General features: G+C 33.3%; 13 protein-coding genes. 3 read left to right on the forward strand and 10 right to left on the reverse strand.

Annotated features, from left to right (window positions below; all coding sequences use genetic code 11):
* Positions 1-19: 19 nt before the first annotated feature.
* The 5 genes from Z053_RS0101780 to Z053_RS0101800 all read right to left on the reverse strand — a co-directional run bounded on the left by Z053_RS0101780 (position 20) and on the right by Z053_RS0101800 (position 7,613).
* Positions 20-442, reverse strand: a complete 423-nt coding sequence (locus tag Z053_RS0101780) for a hypothetical protein (RefSeq protein WP_025663319.1) — start codon at positions 440-442, stop codon at positions 20-22.
* Positions 439-5,739 (reverse strand): Eco57I restriction-modification methylase domain-containing protein, encoded by a 5,301-nt coding sequence (locus Z053_RS0101785; RefSeq protein WP_025663320.1) that lies wholly within the window; start codon positions 5,737-5,739, stop codon positions 439-441. The genes Z053_RS0101780 and Z053_RS0101785 overlap by 4 nt, the downstream gene beginning before the upstream one ends.
* Positions 5,740-6,442: 703 nt before the next feature.
* Positions 6,443-6,655, reverse strand: a complete 213-nt coding sequence (locus Z053_RS0101790) for a hypothetical protein (protein ID WP_025663321.1) — start codon at positions 6,653-6,655, stop codon at positions 6,443-6,445.
* Positions 6,656-6,745: 90 nt separating this feature from the next.
* Complete coding sequence (locus Z053_RS0101795; RefSeq protein ID WP_025663322.1) at positions 6,746-7,051, reverse strand: hypothetical protein; 306 nt, start codon at positions 7,049-7,051, stop codon at positions 6,746-6,748.
* 67 nt (positions 7,052-7,118) lie between these two features.
* Entirely contained in the window at positions 7,119-7,613 is a 495-nt protein-coding gene (locus Z053_RS0101800; protein WP_152538244.1) for a C2H2-type zinc finger protein, read from the reverse strand.
* Between the two features lie 472 nt (positions 7,614-8,085).
* Between Z053_RS0101800 and Z053_RS0101805 the strand changes: the two genes are divergently transcribed.
* A complete protein-coding gene (locus tag Z053_RS0101805; protein ID WP_025663324.1) occupies positions 8,086-8,649 on the forward strand; it encodes a GNAT family N-acetyltransferase in 564 nt (187 codons plus the stop codon).
* 4 nt (positions 8,650-8,653) lie between these two features.
* Complete coding sequence (locus tag Z053_RS0101810) at positions 8,654-9,745, forward strand: helix-turn-helix domain-containing protein (RefSeq protein ID WP_025663325.1); 1,092 nt, start codon at positions 8,654-8,656, stop codon at positions 9,743-9,745.
* A gap of 54 nt (positions 9,746-9,799) precedes the next feature.
* Here the strand turns inward: Z053_RS0101810 and Z053_RS0101815 are convergent, their stop codons facing one another.
* From Z053_RS0101815 to Z053_RS0101835, 5 genes are all read right to left on the reverse strand, one after another.
* The gene (locus Z053_RS0101815) at positions 9,800-10,957 is read right to left on the reverse strand and encodes a glycosyltransferase (RefSeq protein WP_025663326.1); all 1,158 of its coding nucleotides are present in this window, start codon (positions 10,955-10,957) and stop codon (positions 9,800-9,802) included.
* A 38-nt stretch (positions 10,958-10,995) separates the two neighbouring features.
* On the reverse strand, positions 10,996-11,295 hold the full coding sequence (locus Z053_RS27715; RefSeq protein WP_025663327.1) for a hypothetical protein: 300 nt from the start codon (positions 11,293-11,295) through the stop codon (positions 10,996-10,998).
* A complete protein-coding gene (locus Z053_RS0101825; protein WP_025663328.1) occupies positions 11,292-11,783 on the reverse strand; it encodes a hypothetical protein in 492 nt (163 codons plus the stop codon). Before Z053_RS0101825 ends, Z053_RS27715 begins: the two co-directional genes overlap by 4 nt.
* Positions 11,784-11,804: 21 nt before the next feature.
* Complete coding sequence (locus Z053_RS0101830; protein ID WP_025663329.1) at positions 11,805-13,169, reverse strand: hypothetical protein; 1,365 nt, start codon at positions 13,167-13,169, stop codon at positions 11,805-11,807.
* A 258-nt stretch (positions 13,170-13,427) separates the two neighbouring features.
* Positions 13,428-13,721: a hypothetical protein gene (locus tag Z053_RS0101835; RefSeq protein ID WP_025663330.1), complete on the reverse strand. Its 294-nt coding sequence runs from the start codon at positions 13,719-13,721 to the stop codon at positions 13,428-13,430.
* Positions 13,722-13,978: 257 nt separating this feature from the next.
* On the opposite strand from Z053_RS0101835, the gene Z053_RS0101840 reads away from it, so the two are divergent.
* Complete coding sequence (locus tag Z053_RS0101840; RefSeq protein WP_025663331.1) at positions 13,979-14,734, forward strand: hypothetical protein; 756 nt, start codon at positions 13,979-13,981, stop codon at positions 14,732-14,734.
* The last annotated feature ends 104 nt before the right edge of the window (positions 14,735-14,838 follow it).

The raw sequence follows: 14,838 nt of genomic DNA on the forward strand, positions 1-14,838 counted from the left end.
TGCTGCTACCAATCAATGACTACACGCTTTCAAATCTTGATAGTACTTCTAAATATCTTCGTAAATTAGTATCCACATACATTTGGACAGCATCTTCTTTTTCCATTCCACCATACATTAGGGAATCACCTGGTACGGTATCATCCAGAGTACTCCAGTTTTCTTTGAGTGTCCACATCGCACTTTGCATTTTATCGTGATACATCAAGAAATTTGCAATTTCTTCTACGGTTCTACTATCCGTATAGACAGTCTCCAAGTACTCTTCAATAAGAGCTATAGGGTCATCTCCTTCTGCTATTGACCAAGCTATTAAGTTGTGTAATCTGATAAAGATTCCCGTTTCGTGGTCTTCGAAATTTTCAAATGGTATTGGATTACTGACCATAAATAGGGTAGCGCTTCCATCTGAAGGCATTAATTGATTATTTAAAAATATCATAGTCCTAATTCTATTTTAAGTTGGGAAATAATCACTCCTAATAAATATTCTCCTGGTCTTTTTATATGAGAATTAATACGTTCCCATAATTCAGGAAAGCTGTTCACTATTTCTTCCAGTAAAGGGTTTTCTCTCTTTGTTGGAGCAACACCTTCCGATGTTTGTTTTCTTCCATTAATAAGGACCAACATCGTCTTGGTAACTGCTCCCTGCTTATTGTATAATTTATAGCTGTTCATATTAATAATATCATCCACATTATAATGGCGGTACAACCAATTGAAAAAAGGTTTGTATTTCTCTATATATCCATCCGAACCGAAATACACATGCCCCATAATAATAATGGCTGCCTTTCCTTTATTTTTTAGAGTATACAAGGCTAGTCCTGCCATAAAATGCTCTAAACGCATATGCTGTGCTACATCAATTTGATTGTTAAAGTATTTTTGCGCCCATCGTTCTTTATCAAATTTTGAATCATCCCAACTAGCAAATGGTGGATTCGTGACCATAACATCAAATGATTGGATCAACTCCTCTGGAAAGGGTTCGGCTGCATTAAAGTGGGTAATAGTATCAAATCTTTGTAGTTCCAAAGAATACCTTCTACTCTTATCAATTTCATTTACGTGTGTTTTATCTGGATTCGCACCCAGAACTAACAAACCATTTCCTGCACTAGGTTCAAAAATGCGTGTCGCATCAGACATTTGTGTATATTCTGCTACCATTGCTCCTATGGGACAAGGCGTAGAATACTGCTTAAACAATTCCTTACTACTATCAGAATAAGCATAGGTAGGTTGCACTGTATCCCAAAACTGGGTCATTTGATCTAGGCGTTGTTCAAATGGAATTGGAAGGTTATAGATCTGCTTATACCATAAAAGCCAACTGAGTTCTACTGCTTCCCATAAAACACCTAAATTGGGTGCACCAGCTTCCTGTTTTACAGCTTCAATTTTCTTCCTACTTAATCGTTCCCCTTTGATATAATGGTCGTGCATAATTGCCACCACTTGATCCAAATAATCAGGGTTCCAAGATTCCTGTCCTTCTTCTTTTTCATTTGTCACAAAGAAATCATCAATTAGAATCCTAACCATCTTACCTATAGGTTCATCAGGGTAGTTTTCAACTATCCTTCCTTCAAATAAGTTTTTTATCATATAGTCACGAAAGTTGGCTATGTCAGAATCCAATATGACATAGCCTAATTCTTTCGCACGAACACCAATCTCTACAAACAACTCATCTCGAAATACCTTTTCTTCCTTCTCAACTAATGCAGTTAAATCTTTCGATTCTTGCTTTAAGGCTGCAATTCTCTCTATTCTAAACTCCTTGCTTTGCTTACTTTTCTTATCTGCTTTCCCCTCTAATTCTTCAACTTCCTTGCTAAGGATCTCAATCCATTTATTGAACTCCTTTTCTATTTTTTCATCTAGCTTTACTTGGTTATAACCCCATCGTAACCCTAACTCCACTACGGATAAGCTTCGAGTAAATGCTTCTTTTCCAGTGAAGAGAACCTTAAATCCTTGCGCTTTAAACTTTCTTCGGATACGGTCAGCTTCGTTTGCATCTATATATAAAAACTCTTCCCAAGATGTATTCTTAATTTGTTTAGAGTCTTGTGATTTTTGGGTAGATTTCTTCTTTTTTGAAGTTTTTAAAAATGACTTTATTAGCTTTTTTGAATTTTCGAGGTCTTCAATTTTGTAATTGATTTTCCGATATAATTCTTTGTCTTTTTTGTTGGATTTTGGCTTACCTGTTTTTGGATTGGTATGTGTTAATTGCTGATTTTTGAAATCCGCTTTTTCTTCTTCAATAATCTCTATTGCTTTTTCCAAATTGGCAATGGGACGATAATTTTTAGCAGCAGACCACCACGATTGAGCTTTTCCATATTTACCTATGATATTCTGTAATCGATATACACCTCTGTAACCTGTATTGACATTTACGTATGGATAATTAGCATCCGTGGGAAATCCTAGCTCCTCAAATATTTGTTGCCCCCTTTTTTCCCATTCTCTAAGCATTGCTGATCTGGTAACAGCAAATCCATAGTCATTAGGGTGCGCCATTTGTATCAGCTCAAATAATTCCTTCGCTGTCAATTCCGAAAGATTGTCATCCGAAGCTTCTAATAAGTAGGGAGCAACTTGTTGAACCTTTTTAGCATCTTTTACATACAATCCTGAATTAAACAGTTCAATGACCCTATATGGAGATAAAACATTAGGAATTGTCTTATCATACCGTTTAATATCTGTTGTTACTGGATGCTGATTCTCTGTTTTAGTCTTTTCCTCATTTTTTTCAGGAATAACTACTTTATCTGGATTTGATAAGATATAACGAATTGCTTTTTTAAGCTTCGTCATCGACATAGTACTGCCTATATAACCTACATTTTCAACAAATGGTATATGACTATCTACTGTAATACGATTGTTTTCAAAAATTTGAAAAGAGATTCGATCACGATCAGAAGCAATTACAAGTCCGTGTGGTTCTGATTCGTCTGGATAATATGTATGTGTTATAAGATCAGGTCTGGAATTGATAAACTCCTCAAAGTCCGTTACTATTTTACTATCCAGTTTAGTCCAGGCTTGTTCTAATATATAACCAGAGCTGTGAGGAACAATGAAAGGTGTGTATCCCAATGCTGCCGCATTTGAAAGGATCAAGTCTAAAAAAGTATTCCTGACAGCTTCTGGTTCTATATCATCAATCCAATCTTTTTGATCTTCTATAGTTTGTATTACACTATCTATAAATGTTTCCTCATTTTCAATTTGTAAGGCTTCTTCTAGTGCTAATCGAAAGGTTGCTATGATCGTTTCAGTTACTCCTTCAGTATCAATTTCTAAATCTGTAAGTTTATCTATAATCGATTGAACAGTAACACGTTTTGAATCTGTTGTTTTTGTAGTAGTTTCTTCTATAGATCTTTTCTGTGTATTTCCAATTATGGAAGTAGTCCCTTCATCATCTTCTTCAATTTCCAATTCACTCGAATCATCCGTTTTCTTCTCTGCCTTTTCTCTCTTTTTAGATTCTTCTTCATCTATTGATAAAGGGAGTACTGCTTTTGATTTTTCATCTGGTAACTTGATTTCAATACTATCTGCAAAGTCGTATATCGCAAGAATGGTTTTCTTATATGCTTTTTTTAAAGCTTCTGATGCACCTATACGTAATGCTTCAGTATGCTCATATTGCACTCCATCTAAGACTTGTAATATGGCTGCTTCTAATGCATCTTCTCTTGACCAATATGCACTATCCTCTTTACTTGGTGAAAATGAATATCCACTCCATCCTGACAAAGTATTGGTTACACTTAAACCATATAGGTATTGATTTTGTTCATCTTGCACTAATTTAATAGTAGCTTCAAACTTTAGGTTTTTGGTAAATGGTATGGATAACACTTCATATCTATCCTCCTCCGTTTCAGGTGTGTATACTCCATTTTCGTTAGTCAATGATGTTGAAAGATTAACCAAAGACTTAACTCTCAATAACCTCGCAAGCTTATTGATGCCTTCTATATAGTCGTTCTTTATGTGTTCTGGTTCTAAGAGTAATGGTTCTTCTGCACTTTCAAGTCTATTGATTATCTCTTTTAAATCTCTGATAAATGATTCTTCATTGCTATGTGTTAGAGCTTCTTCCAAAAATAATCTAGTGCCGATAATTAAATCTTCTGTCTCCTTTATTTCCGAAAGGTCTTCTAGGTCTGCTAATTTTTCTATGAACTGTTCAACAATAGTACTTAACGAATCATTATCAAGTTTTTTTGATTGTAACTCTGGGAAGTCAATCAAAAGGTTTTCATTATTTAAATCCTTAATAATATTTTTGGATTGTTCTGTTATTAAAAAAATGCTCTGTTTCTCTGCAAAATCTCCAATGTTTTTTAGAGCAATTTTTAATACTTGTCTCGTTTCTTTTAATTCACCTGTACTTTTATAACTTTCTCTTAAACCTTCTTGAATATTATCAACAAAGATCATAAGAGCATCTCTTATGGCTTCACTTTTAAGGTTATATTGATCGTGTCGTTGGTGCGATATACCCCCGCCTTGAGAGCTAAAATGAGTACCTACGTTTCTACTGAAATCAACCGCAAAACGAAACTTCTCATTTTCATCTTTTACTAATCGTATAGTAGCTTTGTATTTAGCTTTCTTCGAAAATGGAATTTCAATGATTTCATAACGATCTCCTGCGGTTTCAGGCGTATATATTCCTTCTTCATTGGTTAATGAAAGTTGTTTTGTTTCTGACTGAACAATTATTTCTTTAGAACCTTGGAACTCTATAGTTGGTAGATCAATTCCTTTTTCGGATGCATAATTAAAGAGAACTTCTAAACCTTTATAAAGAGGTGTTATTACATTTTCATTACCTTTCTCTAACTTTCGAATAACAGATTTTATATCATCAAAAACATTTAACAAGACGGCTGACAAAGCTTCTTTTTTTGTAGAAAACGAGTTATCTGTTTTCATCGGGAAATACATAAACTCCTCATTGATGAATTCATTGGAAATTCTTAATTCCATTCCATTAACAAACTTTCCTTCTTTATTTTTTACAATAACTACTATTGCTTCAATAGGTAAAGGAAGGGGAAGAGGAAATTCCTCATATCGTTCCCCTGCGGTAGTTTTTGTATATATTCCTTCCTCATTATTGGTCAAAGACTTTGAAATTGGAGATACAGAACTTTCTTTTCGCGTTGCTACAGTTTTTTTCCGAACATCATTACTTTCAGAAACTCCTGTTATAATTCGTCCTTCATCAAATGCGTTTCTTGCTTTTTCTTTAAAATTCTTAGCCGTAACCTTGAGTCCTTTAAATTTATCTCCTAACAGAGATGTCAAAAAACGGTTTGCAATATCTTCGGCTGAAACCCTAAAATCTTCGAAAACGACATAATGCTTATTCTTTATTTCCTGATCTTCAAATTCAATCGAAGCTGTAACCAAACTAAAAAGTTTGTGATCAATATTATCTCTTATAGCCTTATAGGATGGTTCTATTTTTACCTCCAAAAGATCCTTGCCCTCTTTACTAGCATTTTCTAATGCACTTGCATATCTATCATAGGAAGGTCGTACCCCACGGATATACCAAACACTTTTATTTCGATTTGCATTTTTAAATCCTACCGAAATAAGATATTGCTTCAAATCGGCATTGGATAATTCAGGATCAAATTCAAGCTGAATTCCTTTAGGTGTCTCGTTATATGATTTTGTTATTCTCATTTACTTTTTTTCTTATCGTTAAATGAGATTATTGAACTTCTTCCTTTACTAAAAACTCTTGCGTCATCCTTATAGGAAAAACCTTGGTCATTGCTATAGTAAAAACTCATGTGTCATTCCTATAGGAAATACTTGGTCATTGCTATAGTAAAAACTCACGTGTCATCCCTATAGAAAAGACTTGGTCATTGCTATAGTAAAAACTCACGTGTCATCCTTATAGGAAAGACTTAGTCATTGCTATAGTAAAAACTCACGTGTCATTCTTATAGGAAAGACTTAGTCATTGCTATAGTAAAAACTCATGTGTCATCCTTATAGGAAAGACTTAGTTTTATAATCTCAAAATGTGTACAGAAATCTCCTTGTAGCGGGAGTAAAAATGTAGATAACGTAGTTGATCTATTCGATCATAAATTAGTTCGGAATTCTCCTTGTAGCGGGAGTCGTTCCTATTAGGTTTTTTTCAATAAATAAGTATTGAAAACGCCTTAAATCTTATAAATCCAATGACTTATATACCCAAATATAACGAGTCTTTTTGGATTTCTTTTTCACATAACCTTACTATCGTTGTGTAAAATCAAATTGAAAAAACAGTTAAACCCTGTTTAGCTTAATAATAATGCCTTTTCCCAATTTATACCCCCCATAAATTCACTTATCTAAAACGTAGTAAAAAAAATATAGGATACATAAATACCTAGCCAATAATTGACTGAATCTTGTTAATATCATAACTAAAATTTCCAGCCTTTACGTTTACCGTTATTATACCTTTTTCATCTTCATATAGTTCTAATATGGATAATATTTCAATTGGAATCACAGTTTCAAGATCAAATAACTCACCCATACCTGATTCGATTGTAATATCTTTTGATTCATCCTTTACGGTATAATTATATAATGTCATAAGCTAATTTTGTTGATTATAAATTTGAAATTATTAGTATATAGATTTGAGTTAGTCATACCCATTTGAAGGATAACGAAATGTATCCTGTTAATTAACTCCTTCCTTATCCCCAACCCAAATATGCAGAAAAGTAGTTCCCTCTTCGTGATCCCATTTCACCATTTCTACTTCCCATCCTGTAGTGTCTTCAATCCAATCAAATACATTTAATTCTATGTCATTATGCATAAATGTTTCATCCGTTTCATAATTACATTTGATGAATTTGGGAATATTAATTGCTTCGCCTTCCCTTGGGATCGCTTCCCCTTTAATCCAATTGATTGTAAGATCACGCTGCCCCGCGTTATATAGACCTGTCTTACTCCAATTTATACTAAAATGTAACTGCATAGTGATTGATGTTTAATTTATGATTATATGAATTCCCCCTAGAAACTATTGTTTCTGATATTTTAAATTAAAATAGTATTTCTGACCTACTTTCATTTTCAAGTTCCCACTCCCCATAGCTCTCTGGATTCCATTCTCCACGCGTTTTATGCCCAGAGATATGTCCATTTAATTGTTTGGATGTCGCAAAGGATTCTTTACATTCTGGACATATAAATGGTTGCGGTTGAAAGCGGACACCCGCATTCATAGCTTTATGAATTTTTATAATTTCTTTTGGAATATTTGCAATGCCATTAAGTCCATTAATATTTACATTCTCAATGAACAAATGACATAAACTATAAACAGTTATTGCCTGAATTGTACTTAGTAATATTCCACTTAAATCGCTAACTGGCATAAAGACATATAGCAAATTATGTGCAATCATTACAAATAAATAAAAAAGAGAAGCTTTTATCCATCCTGACAATCCGAATATGAGTATAGCAAGATCTACTCCGATGGCATAGCACCATGAGAACCACGGATTTTCAAAGTGACTATTCTCCGCGAACAAGTAATTCGTATGTTGGATTTGAGAGACTAATAACAAGCACATTGTTATGGTTGCGCATACCCTGATAATAACTAACTTTTTCATCGCTTTTTCCCTTTAGCGTTAATGAATAATTATAGATAAATACAGTTTTCGTAAGCAAGAAAGAACTTCCTTACTATTATTTTTTTCGTTGAGTTAGTTAGTTGTACTGTGAGTAGGTAGGCACTGTAAATGTAACAGTGTTATTTGAATAAAAACAAATTGAATTTCTCGCTTTTCAAGAAAAACGATCCTGTTTTTCTTGAAAAGCAGGAATGTTTTACGGTTATTCCATATATCTAGTAGGGTAATCTGTTAACTTGCTGTTAAATTGAAACAATTTTTTCTTAATGCTGTTATTTATACAGTAACAATACATCTTCTATTTACACTAATACATAGAAGAACACACACAAACTATTAATAAACCTACACTAATTCATTGCGCTATATGGGGATAGCTTCTAATGCAAACAAAAAACGGATCATTGAAATCATTTCTGAATCGTTTAAAGACAACCAATCTATTAACTACATTGTAAAACAAGATCAAAAAAGACTTGAACGAATTAAAAAACTAGTTGAATATTCATTTTTTCAAGGAAGTGAATTTGGACAGCTATTTATTTCCGATGATGAGAATGCTGCTTGTATCCTTTTATTTTCTGATCAAAAAAAAACTACCTTCAAATCGATACTATGGGATATTAAGTTAGTCGCCCAGGTTATCGGAATACAAAAAGTAAGAGCTGCACTCCGCAGAGAGTCTATACTAAAAAAGAACTATCCGAAAACTCCTTATGTCCATTTATGGTACATTGGTGTCGATCCTCTGTATCAAAAGAGAGGTATTGGTAGTAAACTCCTTCAGGAAGTTATTACCTATTGTGGGGATAAACCTATTTATTTAGAAACTTCTGTAGTTTCTAATTTAGGATGGTATAAGAAATTTGGTTTTAAAATAATCAAGACTCTAAACTTAGGATATACGCTTCATCTACTAAAAAAAGACTAACTATATGTTTGATACAGAAATCAAACCTATCACCTTTGTGATTTTGGTTTTTCAGGTATTGGTTCTATTTGCACAATTATTATTTGTGATAGCCAGACCACATGATAAAACGAGAATGCGATTTCTAATACTTACAATCACCTATATTATATATAACCTATGTTCAGGGTTATTTCCAGATAAAAACATAGTAATAATAAGTATCTTACTTCAAACTATCCTTGCATATGCCAGTGGTATTTTAGCCCCTGTATATTTCATCTATTATACATATAAGGAATATAACATTTATCCTTTTAAATATTTTGGTGTAAAAACATTGCTGTACACCTTAGTGATTTCATTCCTATTATTATTCGTACTCCCTTACTATTTTATTGGAAGTTTAGAGCTTTCTCGAAGACTATTTTTAGGAGTACCTCTAATTATTTCTGCTTCTTTTTTAGTGCAGGTAACTAAAGCTTTGATAAAGGTCTATAAGACGGATAGTCGGAATCAATCAATGCTTTTTAAATATAAAGTGATTTCAGGAAATTTAGGATTATTCACCTTATCCTTAATGCCAGTTGTGGTTGCTTTTGGTGATTATCAAACAATAGAACAGTCTATAGTCAATTTTGGATTCATCATAATGATGACTATGTATATTATTGAACTTGTCACACAAGCAAAAAAAGAAGCAATTGTGCTAACGCAAATAGAAATTAAAGCAAATTCCACTACTACCTATGAAATGCAGATTGCTGATAATCTAACAAAAGATGTTCTGGAGAAGCTTAGAGTGTTTGAAGACAATAGAGAATACCTTAATGGTAAAGTTACGCTTAACATTTTGGCTAAAAGGTTTGATACCAACCCAAGGTATCTCTCTCAAATAGTTAACTCAAATAAAGGAAAGTCTTTTAAACATTATATTAGCGATCTAAAATTAGATTATGTCAAGTATAGGTTAGACGTTGACGAGAAATTCAGGAATTATACGCAAACAGCAATTGCTTCAGAACTAGGATATACATCTGATGCCTTGGCAAAGGCATTTCACAAAAAAGAACAGATGAAATTGTCCGAGTATATAAAAGGAATAAGGGATAATTAATAAAATTATCCCTTATCGTTTACTTTAGTAGGGTTCATTCCCTTAGCAAAGTTTTTAAACGAAAATATTTTTAAATACTACTAAGTTTTTCTGAGAATAAGCGCGGTTTTTCCAAGCCCATTTTTTAGCGTTTTCACCTATTTTCTTACGAAGTTCCGGTTTATCAACAAGTCGTGTTATTGCTGACTCCCATTCTGGTAATTTCCACGCCAATAGTCCATTTGTTCCGTGATCTATAACTTGAGCATAGGAAGAGGGTTCTAAAGCAATTACAGGAACACCAATTGCTGCTGCTTCTATAAATTGTACGGAACTGGCATATATGTAATACTGCAAAGGACGCTTTGGAATTAGGATCACATCGAAATGTAAATTTTTTAAGGTCTGATAGTAATCCAGAAAGCTAACCGATTTATGATAAGTAACATTCACTCCTTTTAACACCTCAGATCCATCTGAACTCATACCATTCCAACCAAATATAACCAGCTCTACTTTTTCCTTATATTTTTCCTTAATCTTTTTAAATACAGGTTTAAAATACTCATAATCGGCTGCTGATTTAATTGACCCTATCATCCCTATCCTAACGATATTATCATTTGGCTTGGCTACTGAAGAAATATCTTCAAATCCTATACTGGAGATCAAGGATGGAAGCCAAAAAAACTCTAACTCGGTTTGTTCTTTCAAACTATTATCCAACCACTCCTGGTATAATTTGCACAATCGCTTGATTGGAGTGGTAACCATATCCATCTGAAGAAGGTTTTCAAATAAATTGTCTTGATCTTCTTCTTTAAAAATATCATAATCCGCATGCATTTTTGGAATCTTATGAATCTGTCTTGTAATATCCATAACCAAATAGACTTTCGGGTTCAAAACTCGTATTGCTTGAAATAGATAGATATAATTCTCTGTTAACATTGGAAAAATGATGTAATCTGCCCATCGAATTTCTTCTTCTTGTAACGTATCAGTTCCTATCGTAAAAGTTTTCGCAAAATCCCACTTAGTTACCGAAGTTACTCTTGTATCAAATTCCTTTACTTTATTCAATTCCAAATAGGGAAGAATCATACGATAATAACCATCCGAATTGAGTAGCGGTGCTACATACAATAACCGTACTATTTCAGTTGACAGCTTTTCTATTTTTAAATCTTCCTTTATTTCTGATTTTTTTAATAATTCCCGAACTTTTTTCATCCCTGTTTCTTATTTTTTAATTTCAAGTGATTTTTTAATCAAACTTCTACTGGTTCTCCTTCAAAATACTTTTCTATCAACCTATCGGTGGTGCGGTCATAAATGAGTATAAAGTTTGCTTTTTCTCCATATTCTTTAATTTTCTTATGTAATCCATTCAATCCTTTTTCTGGATCAAGGAACCGTGAGTACCCACTTTTCCAATCGAATGAATAAAACGTACTTGCCTGATCGTCCTTTTGCGGATCTGTAGCTTCTTTATCCTTGAAATACACCACCATTTTGTATTTAGAATGTTCTTTTGGATTCCAGCGTTTTCTCTTTTTCCCTGTCTTCATTCCATAAAATGTTTAATTAATACTCCCAATGGAATGTCCTCCACTAACTCAATACCGCTATACCCTTTAATCCAAACTTTATCATGGCTTGTGATAATGCAGATTTGTAATTGTTCAACATTCATTTGATGAGTATTAGAAAACCCGTCCATAAATGTTTCTATTCCTCGTATCACTTTAGCTTCCAGACTAAACAATCCTGACGGTTCGGAATTTGTAAATAGGGTAATCAATTCTTTTACAGGAATCTTTTTAACAGGTCTTCCTTGATTGTGTACTGCTACATTTATGGTTGTTCTATCCTTGAAAATTCGTACTACTAACCTGTCTTGCGGTAAATCTGTTTCTTTGGATAATTTTGAAAAATAACTAATGATATTCGTAGTTACTTTTGATTCATATCCAAAAACATCAACGTTCAAATTCTGAACTGCTTTTCTTAATTTTTGTGCCAATCTTGAGCTTTTTTTCTTCGTTTTTTGTTCCATTTTTTACTTTTTTTAATTCAATTACTCTTTTAATTCTGGGTTCATTACGGCAGCATAAAACGTACTCAACAACTCAGGTATCCCCAATTTACCTATGCGTTGTTCACACTCCCTGAAGACTGTTAAACGGGGGCGTGCTTCCGCTGTATCCTTCTTTTCGTTCTTTCTAAATTTTCTGATTTCTTCCCGTAATACCTTTTTTAGTTTTAAGGCTTCCTTATGTCGTTTATCTGCCTGATACCATGGCATCGTTCCCGAAAAACCACCTTTAGATTTCGGATTAAAATATTCATACGGTAGTTTTATAAAGCGATTTTCAGGATCACGATCCACATAATCACGGGCAATGTGAATTCTGGATTTGTAGACATTATGAACATAATCCATTTTTTCATTGGAAACAGGTTCATACCATTGATACAAAAGTGTGAGCGCAAGGTTACATTGACGTTTATTTAACCATACATCTTTGTACAGTACCTCTTTTGCCAATCCCCATAACTCATTGACATATTTCGATAGGAAAGCGTGGCGGGTTGCAGCGCAAGGGTGGTCATTGCCCTCCTTGTTTCGCCCAATCTCAATGTTGCTCGCACTAGTTTGCCTACCCTGCGCGGTTTTTTCATCAAGCTTGGTTTCTTCCCGCCAAGCATCTTTCCTTCGTGCATCTTCTTTCAAAAAGTCTTTCCTTCGTGTTTTTTCAGTCTCTTTTTCAGCTTTTTTTTCTGTTATATCTATAGCCGTGAGCGAGAGCGAACACCTTTCTTCTGTTTTTTCAGCACTTTTATTGGTCTTTTTATTTGTGTTTTTTTGAGTCAATCTCAATTCTTCATCGAAATTCACTTCCCAATTGTTTTGAAGCTTTTCAACAGCTATTATTCTATTATTTCTTTTATTAGTTTTTTTATTAGTGTATGAATGCGGACATTTTGGAAGAATGATATTTCTATCATCCTGATTTTCAATGTTTAAATTTTCATCACCCTTCCTACCATCTTGTACCTTATCAACACTGCCAACCCCTTTTATCCACAGTATTTTAGGGTTTATGAACAGCTCATAACTGGAGTGTGAACCGTGCCATATTTTTTCGGTTAATATCCCGCACTCTAACAGACGATCTATATGTCTCTGGATTGTTCTACCACTCGCCTGTGTAATCTTAGCCAGTTGCATATTATTTGTCCGTAAAGAAGGTAGGTTGCAAGGGTCAATTGGGGTCACTTTATTAGATTTCACAAGAGAAACCCCATAAATCTTTATGACTTCTTTTGCTGTGGCTAGCATTGACTGTCTCACCTTTGTACCAATAGTTTGTTGATCATTATTAAATCGTAGTACGAATTGATCCAATGCCTGAAATGAAATGGAATAATTAATAATCATAGTTGTGTTATCATCTTTTCAAACTGAAAAACAGGGCATAAAAACTCTGCAATTGCCATAAAGCAACTGAAATCGATACCTGATTTTCAATAGAATTTATAATGCTTAATCTTCCCTTTTGACCTGTATCTTTCGGTAATGGATAGGTGTGGTGTCGGGTCGGGTCTTACGCTTAAATACGTATTGTATTTTACTAAGAAGTTCTTCCCTTTGTGGTTCTTGAATTGTTACTATCTTCATTGCTTTCTCCAGGCTTTATTATGCAGATTCACTTTTCTCTATGTTTTCCCCTTCAACTAGTCCTAACTCTAATTGTATAACACGTTTTCCTCGTTCCTGAAGGGATCTTCTTTTTACCTGAGCTTCTTCATTCATTTTGATTACAGCTTCAATTAAAGTGTCTTGATTATAAGATCTCAAGGTTTTCCCTTCTAAAAATTTAGTAACCGTTGGTCTGGTTAATCCCGAACGCTCCACTAGCTTATGAATAGGCGCTGCATAGTAGTTGTAGAGCGTTTCCAATTGTTCTTCAAATTCCTTTTTTGTGTACATATCCCCAATTGTTTTAAAAAATTATTGAAATTTTATTGAAATTTTCTGTAAAATTTATATACATTTGCCACGTATTGAAGAAAAATAAGTTATGAAAGCAATTGTTTTATAAATCTTATAGAAATATTCTCAAATCTATGGAATATTTCTATAAGATTTAAATAGAAGTGATTACCCCTCATTTAATTAACAATATAAACATCTGATTATCAATGCAGAAAGTTTCTGTAAATTTTCTATTTTAACACATATTTAACATGTCAGCATTAAAAATTACAGATAGACAAGTACTTAAACTCGTAGATTATCTTATAGAATTACACAAAAAAAACCAAACCAATCTTGACCTTGTTAGCGAAACCGCATTTGGGTTAAAATTTTACCCTCACAATAGAAATATTATAACCCATATGCGAGGAAAAGATGTTAAAGGAGGAAAAGGAAAAAGCGCACCACATCTATTAATAATTAATATTGGTCAGGAATTTAATGTTGATTTTAATTTCTTCTATAACGAATCTATAGAAGCGAAAGACGCTTTCCTATCCAAGAAAAAAACAGCCTACAATCTCAATAAAGAGTTTATTAATGACTTGTTTAAGGAAATCGAACGAAAGATTGAGCTGTTTAACAAAGAAGAAAAAGGAAAAGAAACTAACAGATATTATAAGGAAGCAGAAACCGAATTACTCCATATCAAAACACATTTAAACAAATCAATATCTGGAGAAACTCTTATTGAAAAACGAACGGAAATTTTAGAAATGTTTGATAAGGTAATTTCACTAAGCAAAAGAAAAGTAGATACACAAATCGCCAAAACTAATCTTGAACTAAAAACTGATCAATTAGAAAAGGAAAACGAACAGAATAAAGACACTAAAGTAAAGCTTGAAGAAAGTATCCAAAAACTGAATACAGATTTAATCGAATGCAATAAGATGGCTTTTGAAGCTCAGAAAGGGCAGACAGATGCCCTTAAAGCACTTTTAGCCATAAAGAATAAGGATTAACCAAAAACTAAAAAACAAAGCCTAAATAGGTGACTTATACCTGAAAGGTTTTGTTAAATTATATGTTACGTTAGTGTAACGTAATATAATATTGTTATATTAGC

This window comes from Aquimarina megaterium XH134 (genome assembly GCF_000520975.1).
Lineage (GTDB): Bacteria > Bacteroidota > Bacteroidia > Flavobacteriales > Flavobacteriaceae > Aquimarina > Aquimarina megaterium.